13 protein-coding genes are annotated in these 22,412 nt (G+C 38.2%); 4 read left to right on the top strand and 9 right to left on the bottom strand.

Annotated features, from left to right (window positions below):
* Window positions 1–88: 88 nt before the first annotated feature.
* The 3 genes from AC27VX_RS18265 to AC27VX_RS18255 all read right to left on the bottom strand — a co-directional run bounded on the left by AC27VX_RS18265 (window position 89) and on the right by AC27VX_RS18255 (window position 8,351).
* Complete coding sequence (locus tag AC27VX_RS18265) at window positions 89–6,352, bottom strand: DUF8202 domain-containing protein (protein ID WP_488697138.1); 6,264 nt, start codon at window positions 6,350–6,352, stop codon at window positions 89–91.
* Window positions 6,353–6,542: 190 nt separating this feature from the next.
* On the bottom strand, window positions 6,543–7,070 hold the full coding sequence (locus AC27VX_RS18260; RefSeq protein ID WP_488697136.1) for a hypothetical protein: 528 nt from the start codon (window positions 7,068–7,070) through the stop codon (window positions 6,543–6,545).
* A 525-nt stretch (window positions 7,071–7,595) separates the two neighbouring features.
* Window positions 7,596–8,351: an SDR family oxidoreductase gene (locus AC27VX_RS18255; RefSeq protein ID WP_488697134.1), complete on the bottom strand. Its 756-nt coding sequence runs from the start codon at window positions 8,349–8,351 to the stop codon at window positions 7,596–7,598.
* A gap of 369 nt (window positions 8,352–8,720) precedes the next feature.
* Between AC27VX_RS18255 and AC27VX_RS18250 the strand changes: the two genes are divergently transcribed.
* Window positions 8,721–10,313 (top strand): helix-turn-helix domain-containing protein, encoded by a 1,593-nt coding sequence (locus AC27VX_RS18250; RefSeq protein WP_488697132.1) that lies wholly within the window; start codon window positions 8,721–8,723, stop codon window positions 10,311–10,313.
* Between the two features lie 292 nt (window positions 10,314–10,605).
* On the opposite strand, the gene AC27VX_RS18245 is transcribed toward AC27VX_RS18250, so the two are convergent.
* Window positions 10,606–11,637: a LamG-like jellyroll fold domain-containing protein gene (locus AC27VX_RS18245; protein ID WP_488697130.1), complete on the bottom strand. Its 1,032-nt coding sequence runs from the start codon at window positions 11,635–11,637 to the stop codon at window positions 10,606–10,608.
* 133 nt (window positions 11,638–11,770) lie between these two features.
* Between AC27VX_RS18245 and AC27VX_RS18240 the strand changes: the two genes are divergently transcribed.
* On the top strand, window positions 11,771–13,759 hold the full coding sequence (locus AC27VX_RS18240) for a tetratricopeptide repeat-containing sensor histidine kinase (protein WP_488697128.1): 1,989 nt from the start codon (window positions 11,771–11,773) through the stop codon (window positions 13,757–13,759).
* A 4-nt stretch (window positions 13,760–13,763) separates the two neighbouring features.
* Entirely contained in the window at window positions 13,764–14,390 is a 627-nt protein-coding gene (locus AC27VX_RS18235; protein WP_488697126.1) for a response regulator, read from the top strand.
* A gap of 531 nt (window positions 14,391–14,921) precedes the next feature.
* Here AC27VX_RS18235 and AC27VX_RS18230 read toward each other — a convergent pair.
* From AC27VX_RS18230 to AC27VX_RS18210, 5 genes are all read right to left on the bottom strand, one after another.
* Complete coding sequence (locus AC27VX_RS18230) at window positions 14,922–15,440, bottom strand: DUF2911 domain-containing protein (protein WP_488697124.1); 519 nt, start codon at window positions 15,438–15,440, stop codon at window positions 14,922–14,924.
* Between the two features lie 34 nt (window positions 15,441–15,474).
* Complete coding sequence (locus AC27VX_RS18225) at window positions 15,475–17,166, bottom strand: sodium:solute symporter family protein (RefSeq protein WP_488697122.1); 1,692 nt, start codon at window positions 17,164–17,166, stop codon at window positions 15,475–15,477.
* Window positions 17,167–17,266: 100 nt separating this feature from the next.
* Window positions 17,267–19,771: a PIG-L family deacetylase gene (locus AC27VX_RS18220; protein WP_488697120.1), complete on the bottom strand. Its 2,505-nt coding sequence runs from the start codon at window positions 19,769–19,771 to the stop codon at window positions 17,267–17,269.
* Between the two features lie 190 nt (window positions 19,772–19,961).
* Window positions 19,962–20,633 carry a hypothetical protein gene (locus tag AC27VX_RS18215; RefSeq protein ID WP_488697118.1) on the bottom strand — a complete coding sequence of 224 codons (672 nt, stop codon included), beginning with the start codon at window positions 20,631–20,633 and terminating at the stop codon, window positions 19,962–19,964.
* A 224-nt stretch (window positions 20,634–20,857) separates the two neighbouring features.
* Window positions 20,858–21,400, bottom strand: coding sequence for a hypothetical protein (locus AC27VX_RS18210; RefSeq protein ID WP_488697116.1), 543 nt, complete (start codon window positions 21,398–21,400; stop codon window positions 20,858–20,860).
* 648 nt (window positions 21,401–22,048) lie between these two features.
* Between AC27VX_RS18210 and AC27VX_RS18205 the strand changes: the two genes are divergently transcribed.
* Entirely contained in the window at window positions 22,049–22,357 is a 309-nt protein-coding gene (locus AC27VX_RS18205) for a helix-turn-helix domain-containing protein (RefSeq protein WP_488697114.1), read from the top strand.
* Window positions 22,358–22,412: the final 55 nt, after the last annotated feature.

Genomic DNA, 22,412 nt, shown 5'->3' with positions numbered 1-22,412 from the left:
TTAATTAAAAACAGCCTTGCGAAGAAACCCCAACAAGGCTGTTGTGATGTATAAAGCCTTCTATGAAAAGCCTCTTGGTTTTGTCAATTTAGTCCGGACAGGTCTGTGTGGATATACAGTGCCATGCCATAAAGGCATCTCCCTCTTTCACAGTATACATTTTCATACACTTGTTTGTGGTATCATATACCATCATTCCCTCCACGAAATTGACAGCCGGAATACCTGCCGGATTTCCTGATGCATCAAATGCTACCCTGTTAGGTACGAAGCCTTTGGTTTTCGCTTCCAAGGCAATCCAGCCCCCTTTACGTACCATCGGCCAGTTATCAGAGCCTGCTCCGGCTCTGCCAAGTGCAGTTATCCCTACCTTTGTGTCTAATACAGCACCGGTCATAATACCCGGCTTGTAGCAAAGAGATGCACTTGTTTTTGCACATAGATCAAGAATAGCTATATAAGTATATTTAAGATCCTGAGTCCCAGCAACAGAAGTACCGTCTCCCTTAGATCCATACGAATTGAGACCTATGAAACCAAATTTTGTTGAGTTCATTTTAAAGTTGATGGCGTGCTGGCCTCCATCTTTTATAGCGATCACCTTATCATTTGGATTAAGCTCATTTGCACCAGTACCGTTACCAGGCATATAGGTCGGGTTAATACCCAACTGATCCACCACACCTAAATGACCTTGTGAACTGCGTCCCCATCCCCATTGTTTTCCATCGGTGGTCAGTACATTGATAGAGGGAAGATTATTCACATTATCAGCCGGTGAAATCCAGGCGATGTTACCACCTAAAGTATTACTGCCTGAGGTAGCGGTCACTTCTGTCCAATTCAGTCTCATGGCGTTATCACCAAGCCCCAACTGTCGTTGTGTATTATTACCCATAGCATAGAGCTTGCCATTGGTTGCCAGAAAATAGTAAGAACTCTGTCCTTCAGTATTTCCCTCGGTCATCCCTATCATTTTTGGAGTTACTCCTGTGGGAACACTGATTTCTGTTGCGTAATTGGATGTTACCCCGGCAGTATTATCATTATGAAAAGTATTAAGACCCCAGGTATAAAGTCTGCCATCAGAGGTTAAAGCGAACTTGGTACTCCTGATACCACGCACTGCAACAACGTTGTCCAGCGTTTGGGTAGCAGAAGTCATGACACGATGCCATATTAAACCATTAGCGGTATTAACTGCCATGTTGTCTCCATAAACAGAACCCACTGTACCTGGGTTGTAAATCCAAGCCGCCCCGCTACAGGTTACTAAAGCTATTGTTTCTTGATTACCAATCATCATTTTTACGTTGGTAGGACTCACTCCAGGAGGCAACCCGTCTGCTTTATTATTAACAGTCTGTTTACCCAGTGTAAAGTTATTTGGGGTTTTGTAAGTACCAGTACCGGTGCCCATACTGCTATTTCCCCAAACATAAAGTCCATCGGTCGTCAATAAAAGCATCACATTAGCTAGTGCAGCTTTTAACGGTGTCCCAGTATAGTTGAATCCGGCTCCTGTAGATCCTGCAGTTGGAAGTGTTGTACCCGGATCAATTTTGGTTGGTGTCAGAAGGTTTAATACAACATTAGTATTTGCAGTAGATACATTTGGCGATGTGTTTGGTCCCCAGATATAATACGAACCGTCTTTTTGTTTTACTATGGTCGTCGTTTCATCTGCGATGATGTTATCATACTCTATGGTATTAGGATCTGTGGCATTAAGGTAGGTATTGTCATTACAACCTGTTGTACAGGATACCTCATTTACTGCTGCATAGGTAATATACCTGTTTGTATTTCCAGAGTCAAAGTTATAGCTGTGTACCCATTTTCCGGTGACAACATCATAAGTCCCAGCAACAGACACTACATTGGTTGTAAACGCTGCGTCATCTGCGATGATCATTTTTACCTGATCTCCACTTCCAAAACCTCCTCCATAAGAGGAAAGGTCTGCCCCGAAGTACATGGTACCGCTGGTATTAGTACGCTGTGCCAGCCATATTCTTGATATACGTGAACCACCTGTATAGCCATTTACTGTAATGCTGCTTAGCGTAGTTGACGTAAGATTGTTATCTCCTAATAAGAAATACGTTTTATCATTGGCCAAGCTGGTTCGTGAAGAAGTATTGTTCGGATTTACAAAATCATTAATGGTTGCCACGGTAAGTATAGTACCGGCATTCACAGATTTAGAAACTTTCTGCTCAAAAAGCCCGATGTCTTCCCTTGCTACACCAAATACATTATTGTTGTAAGCCGTGTTGGTTCCTCCGTTCCATACCATATTGCCGTCAGCATCCAGATAATGGTCTGTATTCACACGCCCCATCGTAATACCGTATTTAATGGCTAGATAAGACTCTACTTTTCTTCTTTCAGTTGTTGTAAGATTCCCATTACCATAAACAATGGTTTCTCCTAAATTCCCTACGAAACCTCCGTTATCACTGCCATTAGCTGCCCCACCTATTGTATATTGGGTAGAACCGAAAGCGTGACCTCCGTTTAAGAATCCGATGGCCGTATGCACTCCACTCATGGAAACTATATTTCCATTAATCCCCTTACCTGTTGTTGTATTGAAAAGATTATGGTACACAATACTTGGAATTGTTGTCGACCTTGCCCCTCCCGGATTCGCCAGGTATCTGTAAGTTTGACCTGCATTCATTCTTTCTGATCTATCATCATAATTGTCTCCAAAACCATCCCAATAATTGATTCCCCCTGTTAATTTGGAATTATCAAGCAGGGAACTGAAAATCCTTGCATTACTACCAGGATTGGACAGCCCTTCTTTTGTCAGAATAAAAATATCATAGCTGTTATTGTTAAGGGTTCTTACAGAAGTATTTCCTATAGTTTGGGTATTTGCTGTAAAATTAACCCCCGGATTAAAGTTGAAATAATTGGATGCACCTACTTTATATTTTGGTAATGCATTAGTACCCAACTGTGCAGAAGTGGTTCCTGAGAACAAATCTGTCCATGCTGTAATATCTGTACCATCTCCTGTATTGGCAGCATTTTTATCTGCTCTGTACCAATAAGTAAGATTATTAACCACTCCTCCCGGTGCATTTCCGAAACCTGCAAAGGTGAAGAACTCTCCATTACCCAATGTAACATTAGCGGTATTATATACCACACCATTTACAGTAACTTCTGCAGTCATTGGTGTAAAGGTATCCGTTACATCAAAAACGGCATCAGAAGATTGCACCAAATAAAGGTTTTTCACCCCTTTTGGCCATGCTACGGTTACAGTTCCCACCGTATTTGTATTTTGTACTTTCCAGATCGATTCAAAACGATAATTGGTTGTACCATTAGAACCTGACGTATAACCTAATGGAATCATTAAGTTTTGCTTAAGACCATTATCTCCTGTCATCAGGTATTGCAAATCGTTGTCTATTCCTGTACCATTGGCAGCATTAGTGTCCGCAAATCCTATTGTGGAAATGACAAGGTTTTGTCCGTCATTTACACTTCCTGACTGCTTTTGATGTAATACCGTAAGATTATCTTTTGCAATACCGAAGATATTATTGTTATAACCGGTATTATTAGTAATATCCCAAACTACAGCACTGGTTGTAGAAAGATAATCTTCACTTAAGGTTGTACCATTCTTTACAGCAAGGTAAGAATTTACTCTTGATTGTTCGTTAGCTGTAAGTGCTCTTTTGTACCACATGACTTCCATGATGTCACCAGGAAAAGCACCCGGAGAATCCCAACCGGCATAACCTATTCTCAGGTGTTTTCCAAGTACATTAAAGGTATTTGTTGTACTACCCAAATTAAAGGTTTCATAGATTCCGTCCAGCCCAAGTCGTCTTTCTCCTCTTCCCGAATTAAGTGCCTGATCTTGAATGGCAGAGAATACTGAACTTTTATTTGTCGTGAAAGCGTTAGCAGCACTCATCGTGTTACTATTTGCCTGAGCTCCACCATTTCCAAAATATTTGTATATATGAGGCATTCCTGAATTAATGGAAATGCCTGGTTCAGATGCGTTCGTATCGTCGTCAATTCCCGTAATACGACCTGTTCCATTCGCAGAAGTGGGTCTTACTGCCGAGAAAACAGATACCGAACTTCTCATTGACGGATCCAAATAATTATTAGTCGAGTTGAGCTGACTATTTGTATTATAAAAGAATTTTGAAGCAGAATATCCTGTAGTATATGGGTTGAAATTGTGCGCTCTATCTGCAGGAGAAAGCGTTATTCCTCCAACATTCGGAATGTTATCTGCATTGACAGAATTGTCCTTCCAGGCAGTACCAATAGTTCCGGCATCGTCTGATTTTACCCAGAAATCTGCTCCACTTACACCTCCCGGTCCCGGAGCAGTAACGGAAACGGTTAGATCACTTGTACTGCTGCAACTACCTGTAGTAACCGTCCATCGGAAAATATAGCTGCCGGAGGAAGTAAGCCCGGTAACATTGGTATTGTATGCTGACGGCGTCGCAATCACCGGATCAGCCGCACCGGCTGGCTTTGATATTAACGTCCATGCACCCGCAGCTACTCCCGGATTATTGGCATTGAACGCAGTTTGGGTAGTTCCTATCAAAGTCTGGGCAGATCCTGCATTGGCACCCACCTGAGCGGATACGAATACAGAGAATGTTCCTTCTAAAGATGTTCCTGAGCAGGCATATTCTTTATCTAAAAACATACCCACACTTGGGTTATAGGTATCTGCTTTTATTTTAAATACATATTCACCCTGCATATTAAGATTGGAAATCGTAGTGGATGTATTGGTAAATAATATACTAGTATAAGGTTCGAATACAGGATCAGCTGCACCTGCAGGTTTCGAGACTAATGTTAACCTGTAACGTCCATCAAAATCCTGAAAATAACTGGTGTTTACAATACCTTTGTACACTGCAGGCAATGGAATGGTTGCTGTTACAATACCTGAACCTGGGTAACATACCGTAGTGGTAGGTACTGTTACGTTAGGACGGGCGCCGTCCGAAATATGGATATAATAGGTTTGTGTAGATGAGCAGGCACCTGCATTGCTTCTGGTGATCGTAAACCTGTAAGTTCCTACACGCCACCCTCCTGCAGGAGGTGTTACAGTAGCAGTTCTTGTCGCTGTACCAGCCCCTCCGTTCACTATAGCAGGGGCCCCTCCCGGTGGAGTAATACCTGATAAAGTGACACTTGTATTGATTGTAGCGGGATTATCGGCCGGATCAATGGTATAATAAAATGTGATGGGTGTAGACTGTCCAGCATAACCACACTTAACTTCTCCTCCGGAGTTCCCACTATTATAAATCATCATTTGTTCCGGTCTTGAAGAGGTCAGGAAATTTACAGTATTAGACTGTAATCCGGTAAAGGTATAAGTTAATTCCGGTGTCGTGAAAGTCCCACTGGTATTCGTAATAGTTAAAGTAAATTTGTAGGTCCCTACTACATTAACACCGGTAATATATATATTATCATCATGAATATCCGAATAGGCAATATTTCCTCCTGCCGGCTGGCTGGTAACATTCATGGTAATCGTTGTGCCAAAATTTCCTGAAGACCCCGGCGTGGGAGCATAGGCATGAGAAAACTTAGGGGATGTACTCTGGAGTGCAACATAATGACTTGCACCACTGGAAATACATCTGGAAGTTGACACGGTAGGCAGCAGTTGCGGATTTGGAATAAAACGTACAATAGCCGTATCCTCATACCAACAGTTTGGATTATTGATAGAGGTAATTCTGAGTGTTACCACATAAGCCGGGTCAATATCATGATTGGCTTTATTGATAAGACTAAAAGTGGTTGTTGCCGATGTTGTAGAGCTAAACTGAGAATTTTGGTTCGTTTTTATACTGCTGCGCTCCCATCTGTAAATATTATAGGCACTCCACGATGCGGTATATCCGTTGGGTACAACCCCATTCAGGGTAACGGCTCCCGTGGTTGCATTCACATTGGTAATATCCGGTCCTGCTGTAAAGGCAGACACGTCTCCCGGCGCAGTAATGGTCACCTGAGAAGTAGCCGTTCCGGAAGGACTACAACTTTGTGCCACCTGAAATACATAATTTCCCGGTGATGTCATTCCGGTAACATTAGGGGTCAGGGAATTTACGTTACCAATCACCGGGTCGGGTGCGCCGGAAGGCTTGGACACGAGTGTCCAGGACGGTGTACCGCCCGTACTGCCCGATGAACTTCCCTGCAGGGTGTAGGATGTGCCGCATATCGTGGCATTTCCTCCTGCGTTTACGCTGCATTGTGCGTAAAGTATCATATTACCCAGAAAGAGCAATAGGACTAAAAAGATAGTCTTTGTTTTCATTGTTAATAAATTTTTAATAGGTTTTCAACACTATGTGTTTGTGTTTCTTTATAAAGATTTTGAAAAATCAGAATAGGCTTGCATGGATGCCTGCCTTGTCATTCCGATTATATTTAGAAAGAACAGAAGCTAGAAAAATGGGATTTCCATTATGTAATGGTGGTTAAAAGTTTTTTAGGCTGAGGATTGATTACGGCTTCCAGAAAGTCCAGGCTGTACCATTGTATACTGCAAGATGCTTTTTAACGGTATCATAGACCATCATTCCTGGTGCCGGATTGATAATGGCAAGATGCGGACTGGCTACTTTTGGAAGGATCATCGCCTTATTTGCATCTTCCAGAACAAGAATCCCTTCTGTAGAAGTAAGAGTTCCGATGCTTGTTTTTGCCGTGGCCTTTTCCGTTTTGTCTGTTCCCTGAATGCTAATATCTGCTGTTCCGATCGTAGCAGAGGTACCATCATCTTCACTTAGATTGACCCATTGGCCGACATTTTTCAGGTATTTTACTTTATGATCTGTGGTGTCATAAATTAAAGTTCCCTCTACAGACATCCCGGTTTTGTTCTCAGTATAAGGTAGAATAAACCCTCTGTTTTCCGTATTGGAAAATTCAACAGATACCGAAGTATTGGTAACATTTGTTTTTCCTATTGCTACCTGTGCGTTACTGGTACAGGCTGCAAACACAATTAGAATTTGTAGTGTTTTTTTCATTATGTTTTTGATTTGTTTTTGAGGTGCGGGAAATTTTCCATTAAAAATTTTGCGATGATTAAGTCATCAGCATTTGATGCAATATTATCATTACATGAAAAGCTCTACAAGGGTAAGACCCTAAGAATTCGGAAAAATTTTGTATATTATTCTTTATTTTACAAATAAACACCAATGACAATCAGCAAATTAAAAAAGCATCCATATAAAGATCTTTTCATGTATGAAATTAATTTAAAAACCATAAAAGAAGAATTTATATCATAATACCGCAAAATATAATGACTAAAATTATCATTTGAATCCTGAAATTCATTGAGGACGGAGGATATTGAAACCGAAAGCACATCTCCGGCAGCAATTCCGAACTATTCTATTGTTAAAAATCGGAGTACACCTTAAAAGTTGTACTCCAATTACCTGATCTGTCTCGTTATTTTATGTTCAAACCACTCATAAAATTATGATTCCGAAAAGGCGATACATTTAAAAAATAATATGTATTCTAGTCTGAAAAATCACAAGCTATCTTGTAGTATACCCTCCATTGGCAAAGATGGTCTGCCCGGTGATCCACCAGCCGTCTGAAACCAGGAATTCTATCAGCGGAGCAATATCTTTAATATCCGTAAGACCGCCAAGGGCAGATGCAGATTTATGATAAGCTACGGCATCCTCACTTTCCTGACCATAGAAAAAAGGAGTATCCATAGGTCCCGGAGCAACTGCTGTTACAGAAATACCCCGTTCACCAAATTCTTTAGAAGCGGCTCTGGTAAAATGTTCCACGGGAGCTTTCATTCCTGCATATGTAGAGTATAAACCTGTATAGGCTGCCAGCAGCGAGGTAACAATAGTACATATTTTCCCATTGTTATTTAGCTTTTTACCTGCTTCCTGAATGAAGAAATACGCCACTTTGGAGTTAATTTCGCTCATACTGTCATATTCTGCTTCGGTAGTCTCCGAAAAAGGCTTTTTCAGGACTTTCCCTACCGTATTAATTGCAATATCAATTCCTCCGAACTTTTCAATACCGGCATCAAAAAGTTCCGTGATCTTTTCTACTTTTGTAAGATCTGCCTGCACCAGAATCGCTTCTGCTCCTAAAGCCTGTACATCTGCCATTGTTTTTTCAGCATCAGACTTTGTACTTTCACTGTTGTAATGAATGACCAGTTTGGCTCCTTTTCCGGCCAGATTACGACTTAGTAAACCACCGAGGTTTTTGGCTCCTCCGGCAATTAATACTACTTTTCCATGTACATTGTGTGTTTTCATACTCTTGAATTTTTTAATTATATTATGGTTTGTTTTACTATTCATTATTTTTTAGAAGATAGATCTCCTCTCTTCGCAAAGAGAGAAGACCATGTACATCACTGTATTTTCAGAATCTATTCGAAACATTTCTTATCAGCAGGTTTTCCGGCAATATTAAACCGGTGCTGGATATTATGCAAGATCAACTAAGAAGAAATTCGGAAAACACAGTAGCTATCAAAGCCTGTTTTACAAATAATTAATATTAAAAATCAATTCAATACATAAATCATCATTCGTTTTTAGAAGAAAATTCAAGCTTCCCATGTTGGTATTTGTAATTTTTAAAGGAATTTCTTTTTTAAATTTGTTTAAATAATAACCGACATGGCAAAATTCTACTGTTTGATTTTCATTTTATTTTTCTTTCCCGTTCTTATTCCGGCTCAGAACAGCCTGCCTACAAAGCAACAAATCAATAACCTATACAATGCAGTAGACGACACCACTACAGACAAAGAAATAAGTGAGATTGAGAAGATTATAGAGCTCGCAAAAAAAGCTAATTATAAAGATGGAATCGGAAGAGGAAATATCATGCTGATTTATATTTATTATCATCGTTCTGACTCCAAAAAGATACTGGAGCTGATTAAAAATACTGAAGAACTGGATTTAAATAATAACCTGATAATTGCATCTCTTTATATCTATAAATCATTCGTAAATAAAGACATGGGTATAGAAAAAGAAGAGTTTCAAAATATAAAGGATGGCTTAAAATATGCAAAAAGAATAGAAGATACAAATGAAAGACATTTATTAACAGCCAATTTTTATAATAGATTTTCAGTTTTTTATGATTATAAAAAGCCTGATTCACTTATTTATTATTTAAAAAAAGAACTTGTCGAGCTTCAACACATAAATGAGAAAGATGCAAAACTAAAATCCAAAAAATATGAAAAAATTGCACTTAATAATCTCAATATTGGTAATTTTTACTTGGGGGTTGCTAAACCTCAACGTCTGGATTTGGCAGAACCTTATTACTTAAAAATCTATAACTATAAAACAACGCAGCCTGATATTTTTGAAAAAATGGATATGCCTATTTTATGCGGTACTGGCAGGTTTTATTTGGAGAAACATGATTATAAAAAGTCGATTGAGCTCGGCAATGAGGTTTTAAGGCGGGAAAAATATAAGAATAATCCGAATTACAGACTATTTGCCTATATGCTGCTTGCTGATTCCAATGAAGAATCAAAAAATCCATCGGAGCAGGCCAAGTATACTCTTTTGTATGCAAAACTGAAGGATAGTCTGAACAATGCCGCTAAAAAAGAAGTCGGTAAACAATTTGACCGACTTGTAACAGCAACTGAGGCAAAAAAAGATAAAGAGTATATCTCTAACGTCAGAATTTTACTTTTAATTGCCGGATGTTTTATTATTCTTTTAGCTTTGTTCATCTGGCTTTACTGGAAAAGAAAAAATAAAATGGTTCACAAAAAATATGAGGAACTGATCGCTAAAATAAGCATTGAACAGAAAGAACTTCAGGTAAAATCTTTAAAAACCGAGGACCATACAGAAGCCAAAACCTTGGTCAGCATTACCGATGAAACAACCAAAGTACTGCTTGCCAGACTTGAAAAATTTGAACTCTCTGAAAAATACCTCAGAAAAGACATCAGCCTGACCTGGATGGCCAATCACTTTAACACCAATACCAAATATCTTTCAGAAATTATAAAAACCTATAGGGATAAAAATTTCACCACCTATATTAACGGACTTCGGATCGGCTATATCACTAAAAAACTGTACGAGAACCCTATCTATCGTGAGTATAAAATCAATTATCTTGCTGAAGAATGCGGCTACACCACTCCACAGGTTTTTGTAACTGCCTTTAAAAAAGAAACGGGTTTCACTCCTTCCTATTTTTTAGAACAGCTTAAAGTTTCAGTTTAAAATAGGCCCAATATACCAACTCCGATTGTTTCAAATACCTAAACTATAGTGCAAAAAATTTAGCATCTAAGAAAATTATCTGCTAAAAATGAGCTTTGCAATTCTTGTTTAATGTGGCTCAATCGAATTGAATAAGACCAATCATTTAATGCTTATATTAAAAGAAGATGTGAGTATGCCCCAAAAGAAAGTCATACCCGTACAATAGTAGATCGAATTGCCAGGAAATAGAATAATTGAAGTGACCTTTATATTCTAAATTCCCTGCAAAAAAAGTGAATTTTTACCGTCTTTATTTTTTAATGATTTTTATGGTCTCCACACCTTCTCCGGTTTTTACTCTAATCCAATAGGAGGCTGGAGTAAGAGATGACAAGTTAATTTCTGCTGCAAAGCTGTTTATTTTTTGTGTTATAACAGTTTGCCCTAGAAAGTTAATCACTTCAACATTTAAAATAGGTTGCCCGGATGTCAGGAACAACTTGTTTGTAGCAGGATTAGGAAAGAATTTAAAACTCGTTTTTTCTACTGTGGATACATTTAAATAAGTAGTACAAGTAATTCCGGTATTTATAACACTATTTCCAACCCAGTTAGATGAGTTTCCGTTTAAAGCAAAGCCATTAAGAGCTCCATTATAATTATTTCCGCTGCTGTCTTGCAAAGTTGTTACGGAAGCATTATTCGCATTAGCGATGCCCTGATTAAATTTATAATACGCCATTAATCCTGTTTCCGGACCCGGCAGTTCACAGTTCATATGGTTTGTTATTTCTCCTGGAGACAAAGCTCTATTCCATATTCTGACTTCGTCCATAGTTCCTGTAAAACTATTTACAGCATCATTAAAAGCGCCTAATCTAACCATATTTCCCCCCTCAACCGGGTCAACATCAGTATTGGTAGATACCAGTTGTCCATCTTTGTATAATTTCAGTGTAGCCGCAGCAGCATCATAAGTTACTGCAACGTGATACCACGTATTAATAGACAATGGCACACTGTCTTCTACAGCAAACCAATCACCGTTATGCCCTGCAGAAAGTTTACCGGAATTATTGGGTATCCAGAAAGCATGCAACCCATCTGAATCACCACCAGAGATAATATTGTTTTGGGTGTTTAAACTTTTCACATAAATCCAAGCTTCTTTGGTATAACTTACAGGCAAAATGTTTCCACAGTTTACATAATCGTTTACGCCATCAAAATCCAGCGCCGTTCCCTGCTGAGAAAATCCAAATTGGAAAATCATTAAAAAACAGGCAATCCAAATTTTTTGAAAATTTAGTTTGAAAGGCATTAAAAGTATTTTACTTTTCATAATAATAATTTTTATTAATTACATCACAAAATTGTATCATTCTCCTGGAGATTCATACAAGGGTAAACCCCTGAATTAAAGATTGTATAATTTTCAACATTAGAAATTGATACATTTGTAAAAAAATATAGGTATGCCTGCGATTAAGAAAATCATATTCTTATTCATTACTTTTTTCACATTGTCATGTAGAGAAAAAAAGGAAAATTTTTATTTTGAAAAAGTAACTCCGCCACAAGAAGAGCCTACAAAAGTTTGGTTAAGAAAAAATGAAAACTATAACGCAGATAAAGAACGTTACCTGAAAGTTTTTCTGGACTACTATCAAAGTAAAATGGTTGAAAATGATTATTCGGACGCTTCCAAAATTCTGGATTTAGTGACTACAAAATTTGTTTATTTTTATGATTTTGACCCTCGTCTTACCAAAGTTGTAAAAGAATTTGATGAAAAGTATAGGAGCAAATTACCACCCATAAAAACAATATACATTGATAGTTATTATGGCAATTTAGAATTTGACAGAGACCACCTAAACAATGCTAAGGATTACTTTTTAAAAATTACAGCTTTAGAGCCAAATGATTATAAAAGTTGTTACAAAATATCCCGTGCCTATTATGATTTATCATATACTTATTTTGTTTTAGGGGATTTAAAAAACAGCATAGAAGCGAATGAAAAATCAAGGACCTACTCCATAAGAATCAGAGATCGGGAAAGTATTGCTTCTGTAGAGTCGAATTACGTCAATATTTACAAAGCAAATGGTTCTTATGAAAAGGCAGTCGCAAGTGCGGATGAAGTGATAAAGATCTCTAAAGAAATCGGGAACACCTATGATTATTTTATGGGCAAGTATAACAAATGTTCTGTGTATGGTTTCTTTAATAAGCATCAGCTGAAAAATAAATACATCCACGAAACTTACAAAGAATATATAGCCAGCCAATATAATAATGATGTCCTTCTGCTTTGTATTTCCGATTACGAAATAGAAGCTTTAATTGAAGAAAAGAAATTAAGCGAGGCCAACATAGTTTTAAACAGAATAAAACCTATTGCAGAAAAAAATACTTCTCAAAATTGGCAAAAGGATTACCAGGCCACATTAGCTTTATATCAAATTACCAGAGATGTAAAAACGTGTAACACAAAATATATAGAAAATTCATTACCCAATTTGCTTGAGCATAAAAACTACGAAAGAGCCAACTTATTCTACAGTGTTTTATTAGAAAAAGCAATTCAAAGCAGAGATCTGGACAAGGTTCTTTTTTATAATAATGAAGTTTACCGTACAAAGGACAGCCTATCGAGCGCAAAAAGCAAGCTGATCAACTTAGAACTCGCCGCAAAATATGAAACTAAAGAAAAAGAGCAGGAAATTAAACTGCAACAAGAAACCATTATCAATAAAAATGCTGTTATTGTGGCTTTAATACTCGTTTTTATTGCATTGTTATTAGCCATCATTATTTATTATTTAAAACAAAAACAAAAGAAACTGTCTTTAGAAAAAGAACGATCATTGCTATTTACCAAAAATCTTCTGGATAAAACCGAGGAAGAGCGCAAAAGAATTGCATCTGATCTGCATGATAGTGTGAGCCATGAATTATTGTCACTTAAGCATTCGTTTGAGGTAAGCCAACTTCAACTAAACGAAAAAGTAGACAGCATTATTAATGATATCAGAGCAATCAGCAGAAATTTGCATCCTGTTCTTTTTGAAAAAATAGGACTCGAAGCCAGTTTAGATCAATTCATAGAACGCATCCAGAATACTCATCTTTTTATGGTCTCCTCCGACATCAATTATCAGGATGGTCTCACGACTGAAAAAGAATTGCAAATCTATAGAATTGTACAGGAAGCGGTTTCAAATATTATAAAATACGCAGATGCTATCGCGGCAAAAGTCATTTTAACTGAAAACAAAGACGCTGTTATTTTAGAAATCATTGATAATGGAAAAGGGTTTAATGTAAAGGAAACTCTGGAAAAAAAGGATGCTTTTGGTTTACACAATATACTAGAAAGAAGCAAAGCAATTGGTGGACAAGCCTATATCACATCAACCGATAAAGGCACAAAAATAGTGGTACAAATAAAAAAATAATACAATGAAAATTCTAGTTGCAGACGATCATCCTTTAACGCTGAATGGAACTGTTTCTTACCTTACTAATTTGGGGTATAGCGTAGTGAGTGCCTGCTCCAACGGAACGGCAGCACTTAATTACATTCAGGTTTATTTGCCGGATGTAGCTGTTTTAGATTTAAACATGCCAGGGTTGGATGGCTTGGAGGTGGCCAAAAAAGTAATGGAAAATAAATGGCGTACTAAAGTTGTCATCCTCACCATGCACAATGAAATCGGCGTTCTGAACAAAGCCAAAGAATTTGAAGTAGATGGCTATATTTTAAAAGAAAAAGCGTGTCCTGATTTAGAAAAATGTATGAAAGAAATTGCTTTAGGAAAGAAATATTATTCCGGAGCCTTACTTCAAAATTACACGATAGAACATACAGATGACCTTAGTAAACTCAACCTATTAACTCTTTCTGAAAGAAAAATAATAGAATTAATAGCAGCTCAAAAAACCAGTAAGCAAATTGCAGAACTTCTTTTCCTGTCCGAAAAAACCGTAGAAGGACACCGTACCCGAATTATCGAAAAACTGGGCATCCCAAAAGAAAAAAATGCACTACTGATTTGGGCAATACAAAATTATAAAAAATCATTGTAGACGTAAAAAAAATTATTAAAAATGAAAGATCTTTTTCGCCAAATTATAAACCTTACAGGAACATTATTTTTTGTTCCAAGCATGGATGCGTTGGATGGATTTTCGGTGTACATTATTTAGATTTAGAAACCTATAATTTACCTTTAATCTGAGTTAAACAAAGCAAATCATCTATAAAAGTGTCTGAAGATAATCCTGTCTGGTCACTTAAGGAGACCATTATTTATTAGCCTCCTCTTTTCCACAAACGTAAATAATTAAATATCAAATTATTTACGATCCGTTTATGGTAAATTATAATTCACAGCGTGGGTGGTGAATTTGACTGGAATTTACATCTATTAAAGGGACAGGCTGCCAAGCATCCGCGGAGAAAATTTTCCCGACTGGCTATCAACAGTCCATTTCCTTTTCTTCAGGATCATGAGATATCCTGAAGTGATCAACGACCGCCTCGCAACTCTGCACAACAGAAATTAAAACAAAAAAAATCCCGGATTAACCGGGATTTTAATTTTCTGAGATTCAGATTTATTTGATCTCTACAGGCACTGAGATTTTATCCCAATCCATTGTGAATCCATTATTGTTTATTTTATACACTAAAGTTTCCTGTGTTGCCGGTAAAGCCTTTGTTTTTACATCAACACGTAAAGCATCTTTAGCTTCCTCGTATTTATAGGCACCCCATTGTTTGGGCTCTTTGTTAAAAATTGCAGTCCAGGTTCCGGTTTTTTTAGGGATTAAGAAAAAGCTGTATTTACCTGCAGGAAGTTTTTTACCCTGAACGGTAATGTCTTTATCCGTTTCGAAAGTAGTGGCTTCATTGGCACCGGCACGCCAAACTTTATCATAAGGTACTAAATCACCCCAGATGGTACGACCTTTTACAGAAGGGCTGCTATAGGCGATGGTAATGGTGGCATCTTTAATTTTTCCCGTTGCAGTAGCCGGAGGGCTGGCAGGTTTTTTAGTATCCTGTGCAAAGGCATTCAGGGAGAGTGTCATTGTCGCAACAAGTACAGCAGCAGATTTAATGATAGTTTTCATACTATTTTTATTTGTTTGTTTTTGTTATTATTTGTTACGAATTTACTGCTTTCTGCTTATAAAACAGTAATATGATTGTCGAAAATATAATAACTGCTGCTGCCCCGATTACATTAAGCCAAAGGAAAGAAACGATATCAAACTGATAAACGGCAATAACCGTAATTTCTGATAAAATTGCCGCAATAAATACATTCGCGCCGTCGACTTTTTTATAGTAAAATGCAACAAGAAAAATCCCCAATATCGGACCATAGAAAAGAGAACCCAATACATTCACCGCTTCAATAAGGGAACCCATTTGAGTGGCAAACATGGCTACGCCGATTGAGAAAATTCCCCAGGCTAACGTATGCAGGCGGCTATACCTCAATTCGGTTGCATCATCAGGAATATCTTTTCTAAATATCAAATGAACATCTTTTAGTGAACAGGCGGCAAGGGAATTCAGCGCTGCGGAAATGGAACCCCAGCTGGCCAGAAAAATGACGGCAAACAGTAAACCGATCATTCCTACAGGCAACGTATTTTTCACGAAATACAGGAAAATATAATTGGTATCTGTTTTCTCTGCATTATAGTTTGAATGATTGATAGCTTCCTCTACCCTGCCGTGCAGAGCTTTTACCTGAGTTTGCGTGTTTTTAAAATCCTGAATTGTTTTTTTAAGTTGGGGAGAATGAGTTTCTTTCAGCTTTAGGATTTCTTTCGATTCTGCATTAAATTTTATCTGCAAATCCTGATGTTCTTTTTCAAAAACCGCGGCCTGTTCAGGTTGTGTTTCCTTTAAATGTTGATAAGAGCGTTCGTTAAAATAAATTGGAGCCGGTTTTAGAGAAAAGAATGCGAAAAGCAAAGCACCAATCAGGAGAATCGCAAACTGCATCGGAATCTTAACCAATCCGTTCAACAGCAAGCCCATTTTTGCATTGGTATTATCTTTGGCAGTAATATACCTCCCGACCTGACTCTGGTCGGTACCGAAGTAAGAAAGTGCCAGAAAAAAACCACCAATCAGCCCACTCCAGATATTATATTTGTCTTTCCAATCGAATTCTGTGGTGATTACATTAAGCTTTCCCGATTTCCCTGCCAGATAAAGCGCATCCTTAAAACCTATGCCATTCGGCATATTCTCAATAAGCAGATACCCCGCAAAAGCCATGGTTCCCAGAATAATAAGAAACTGTAATTTTTGGGTGTGAGCGATCGCTTTTGCACCGCCAACGTAGGTATAAATCAATAAAATACCACCCGTTAAAACATTGGTTAAATAAATATTCCAGTTTAAAACACTTGACAAGATGATACTCGGAGCGTAGATACTGATTCCTGTTGACAGGCCTCTGGAAAAAAGAAAAAGCAGTGATGTGAGCACCCTCGTTTTTTTATCAAAACGGTTTTCCAGATATTCATAGGCGGTGTACACATTTAAGCGCTGAAAAATCGGGATGAAAGTGATACAGATCACAATCATCGCCAAAGGCAGACCAAAGTAATACTGAACGAAACGCATGCCGTCCGTATAAGCCTGACCCGGTGCCGAAAGAAATGTAATGGCACTGGCCTGGGTGGCCATAATTCCTATCAGAACAATGTACCAGGGCATTTTATTATCTGCTTTCAGGTAGGATTCGTTGCTTTTTTGGCCCCGGCCGATCAATACGCCGTACACCACCACTGCAACCAGTGTAACAATGAGAACTGTCCAATCTATATTACTCATGCCCAGAATTTAGTAAACCCATAATAAAATGCGATCTGCAATACTAATGCAATGGCTAATAGTATGTACCAGATATTCCAATTTTTAAGTTTATTGTTCATCAGTTTTTCTGTGCAGATAAAAAGTTAAAAAATAAACGTGCCGCCCCAACATTTCCCGCAGGCAGCTGTCTGAAAAATGCCAACGGGGTATAAATAAAATTACCCTTCCCGTATCGGGCATATAAAGTAGATCCCTGCAAAGGCTCTTCACCTGTATCGTGCATTTCAAAAAGCGGTTCATACGCCGCATCCCATTGAGCGGGGAAATAGGCGCCACGCTCCTGTACCCAGCCTTTAAAATCATCCATAGTAATTTTGTTCGGAAAGTTCAGTAATTTATGATTTGGATTTAAAAATTTGACTGCAGCATTTTCTTCAGTAACCCGCTTATTGGCAATACTGAAATTGTACATTCCCAATTGGTCAACGGTGGTATCCTGATTGGTGTTATACTGCATCACCAGATTACCTCCGGATTTCACATAAGACCATAAAAAAGGCATCCAGCGGCCGAGCTTTTTCTCTGTATTGTTGGCACGAACACCCAATACGATGGCATCATACTGCGACAGCTTGTTTTGACTGGCATTTCCACCGTTTTCATCTAATTTGCCATAAAAATCTTCGTCTTTCAAAACATCTACCTGAATACCGGCAATGCGCAGGAACTCAGGAATGAAATCGCCCGCGCCTTCTATATACCCCACTTTTTTTATCTTCGCCTGAATATCGCCTTTCATTACAGTTACCGTTGCAGGCGAGAAATATTGTAAGGAGGGTAAATGCGGGTACTGAATTAATACTTGCTTTTTATTATAAGTGACTCCATCTGCCACAAAATTGGCATCCAGCTGCAAGCGGGATGAAGGTATTGCAGCAAGCTTAGTTTTTGGAATAACGTAATCTATGGTCGTATCTTTTCCATTGAGCGAGCTTATATTGGCACTGCCTAATCGTTCTCCGTTATACATCAGGTTTAGAATACCGTTATTGTACGGTTTGTTAGAATTAGCCTTAACATTTAAACTCAGATGTAAATCTTCATTTTCTTTAACCAAATAAAGGGCTTGTGTAAATTTCAGTTCCAGTGCAGGGACAATACGCAGGGCTTCGACTACATCACCACGCACCGGGTCTAATTTCTTGAAAGATAATGGAAGTTTAACCTGAAAACTTTCAGAACCGATTTTTAAACCAAGTAAGACATTGAGTGGTGATTCTGCCTCTGGCAAGCCGATTAAAGTATCATTGGGAACAGAGAAAGTGGCTGCATCTTTGGGAGATTTTGCCAACCAGTAAGGTTCTGTGAGTGCTGCATCTGCAGGAATCTGAATGTCATGCTGAATGGTAATTAAAGAATCTTTTGATAGTTTTCTATTGAAGCTTTCTGACTGGCTTAACCATTGTACATTGTCTAAAACCACAGGATTGGCAGCTCTTGAAATCAGGTTTAATCTGAAATTGTAATGATCCCCGGCGACCGCTTCAGCCTGATTGGTCACTACCTCGCCCATAAAGCCGGCACAGCTTAAAATAATATTGTCGAGAGACTTGATTTTATCTTTTTTCAGGTCCGCATCTTTTAGAGCCATGACCTTTTTTCGCAAAGCGAGCAAGGCAGGTAAACTGAGGTCAGGATTATTGAAATTGAAAGCGGAAATAATTTTATCTAATGACTGGTCAATATCAGCACTTCCTTGTGAAGTCCAGGTTTTAGTTATCCCATCAAAAAGGTTTGCTTTTGCGGTCTCGCCAAGAACATGGCTAAAATATTCAGTTTTGATCCCGGCTACAGACTGGGTTCCTGCCCCCTGGCTTTTATGCAGACTTCTGCTTAATCCTGCCAGTTCACCATAGCCCATTCCCAATTGCGCATCATATTGCCCAACGGTAACTTTCAGTTGATCTTCAGCGGTCGTATTAACTCCACCAAATCTGAAAGTATTCCACAATACGCGTTTTGGCTGCCATACATTAACGTATTTCAGTTGATCCGGGAAAGCTGTTTTATCGCCTGCCAGCTTAAAGGCTTTTTCCGCCACCACAGCCGAAGCCGCATGTTGTCCGTGGCCTGCCGCAGCAGTAGGAGGAAAACGACAAATGATCACATCAGGACGGAATTTTCGGATGACCCAAACGACATCCGCAGTAATACTGTCTGCATCCCATTGCTTAAAGGTATCGGTTGTATTTTTAGAGAACCCGAAATCAATCGCCCGGGTAAAAAACTGTTGGGCACCGTCTAACTTTCTTGCCTCTAAAAGCTCATGGGTTCTGATTAAACCCAATGCAGCCCCCTGCTCTGTACCTAATAAATTCTGACCACCATCACCTCTGGTTAAAGACAAATACCCCGTTTCTACATTTTGGTCGTTGATTAACCAGGAGAGTAATCCTGTATTTTCATCATCGGGATGAGCCGCAAGGTATAAAACTTTAGGCAGTTGTTTAAGGGTTTTGAGCTCACGGTAGATTTCAGATGATTTGGAAGGCCGAACCTGCTGGGCCGAACAAAAAACCGTATACAATCCAAGGATAAATACAGTGCTTACTTTTTTGAACATTTAAATTTGCTTTGCGAGACAAATATAAGTAAATCGTTTTTCTTTCAACCTTAAAAGAATCAGACTGTGAATTTCACAAAAAAATTGGTTTAAACTTTTTTATGAACCCACTAAAGTCTTAAAAAATCAAGGATTTCTATTATTCTCGCAGATGCCGCAAATTGAAAACCTATACAATGCAAACAGGTTGTTATGTTTTTTTAATTGTATTCCGTGTAAGATAGATATAATTAAACATACAAAATGTGGCTGCCGCGCCAAATGTATGCCATAAAAAGTGTGTTCCGAACCTCAGCCATTCCCATTTGTCAACAATGCGGAAAGTCAATGCGAGCGCAAACGACAATAAAGCAAAACCTACCCATTTGCCAGCTTTCCATTGGGTATAAATCAGATAACTTAGTACCGAAAAAAGCACAAATGAAGCCATGATTGCATAATTTACGTTGATAAAAAGAGAAGCGTTATCTATCGAAATCCAGTTTCTCAAAGCAAACATGAGTATCAGATACACGAGAACCATTACCACCGCATAGTACCATCTGATGCTCTGCGCTAAAAAATAAAATCCGGCAGACAGACACAGCAGCATAATGGGCAGCCAGTCCATCATGATAAATACCGGCCATTGTCTGAATGAATGGTAAACGGTTCCCCCTATGGCACCAATATATAATAAAAGTAAGCAGTAGGTTAAAAAAGGATATTCCTTAAAATTCCCCTTTATTTTAAGGGTCCAAAAAATGGCTATGGCTAAAAATAACAGAGCCGTTATTGCATTTAACGGCTCAGGGAAAAACTGCGCCATATCTGTTTCTTTATATAACATGCCTCCGTCCGGAGGTATTGGGTTTATTGGCATTGTCTATCTTTTATCATATTTACAGGTATGCTTTAGCGTGTAAAATACAAACAAAAGCCATTTTTCTAAACATTAGTAAACTTGTATACTAATACACTTCTAAATATAGAAAAAATCCCAGAAAACTGGGATTTTTTCTATGGTTTAAGTTTGATCAATTCAAAAGTCACCCCATTTGATATTTTTTTCCTCTGCCATATCCCCATTTAACTCAGCTTAATCTCTCAATTTGTATTGCCCATCTTCTTTTCTCCCTTTCTTTGAAGAATAAGGTGCGCGGCATCCAGCATTTTAACCGTATGAATATAAGGCATAACGATATTCCTTTCCGGTAGGTTGTCATAGACGCCCATTGAGAAATAGACGATTCCGGACAGAAAATAATCAAATTCCCTGATGCTGTACTCCCTGAATGCCTTTTTGAAAACCAGCAGAGGATTCCGGTATTCCTTCTCCGAAAGCAAACCAAGAACCAACGGGGAAATCTTTTCCGGTCGGGTATTAACTGTCCATTTCCTTTCCTTGAGCATAATGAGATATCCTGCCCAAATCAATGACCGCATCGACTGGTGAAACTGAAAGATCACCGCAGGATCTTCATGGATCCGGCTATTCCGCTTTACTGCATAATTTATAATGCTGCTAAGCCTTTCCTTGGAAACATCCAGCTCATTGAACTGAAAGAACGTTTCCATCAGCTGTAATCTTGATTGCTTTTTAGGCACTGCCCAATATGGGGACTCGAAGTCTGGTCTGGTCTTTTTCATGCGTTTGTATTTTGTAATAAATTTCTGTTCAACATTCGTGGATGGTATTGGTTTCAGCACAGTTCTTCATGCACCATGAAAGTTCACGCTCCCCATACAGAATGAGCTTTATTGTCATTCTTTTGTGCTCAATAGGATTGTTTTCTGTTACAATATTTTTACTGTTGTAAAAAGGAAGGAAGCCCTGCCAATGCCGGACTTCCCGCCCTACAAGACAAAAAATAAAAACTTATGATAGAATTTGTGCTTTTCAGAAAGCCCTTAGGCCGCAACGGATTGTACACTCCATTGTAACATACATGATACTTGATGTAGTAAAGCGGGCTTAGAAAAGATGATTGTAGAACAGCAGAACAGCATGAAAATAAAAACGGCATGGGACTCTACAATATCCGCTTTTGAGGTACTGGTATACCCTGCACACAGATAAGAGAACCCACGCCTAGGTCGTGAGCTTCCTGCTTATCATCTTGCGTGCATAAAAATTACCAGTTTTCAAAAGCAAGGTTCTAAGCAATAGCTTCTAATATTCTTTGAAGTATCGCAAAGCTACATTTATTGTAGCTTATTTTACAAATGTAATAAAAAAAACAATACAATAACATATATGTGTTGATGAAAAATTTTAGAAAGCCCAAAATTTACTGAATGTATAAATGGGAAATAGAAGAATTAAAATTTCAAATTGGAAAACTTATTCAATTATATAGGTTAAAAAGGGGACTTTCACAGTTTCAGCTTGGAAATGAGCTCAATATTTCAAGTAACCATGTTGGTAGAATTGAAAGAGCTGAAACGAATCCAACCATTGAAAGTCTTATTCTATTTTGTAATTTTCTTGAAATTGATCTATTACATTTATTTACAAAACTCAATGAAAAAGAATTAAAGAAGATTGAAAGTGAAATTGATGATCGGCAAAAAGAATTTAAAAATCAAAATAAGAGAAAATCCTAACGAAAGTTGGGATTTTTTTTGTTTTTACGGAAACCCGTAAGGATATGGTCTAAAG

It is taken from the genome of Chryseobacterium sp. 14P4.3.2 (assembly GCF_057799275.1).
The sequence above is the reverse complement of the archived record's forward strand: the minus strand, read 5'-3'. Positions and strand labels throughout refer to the sequence as shown.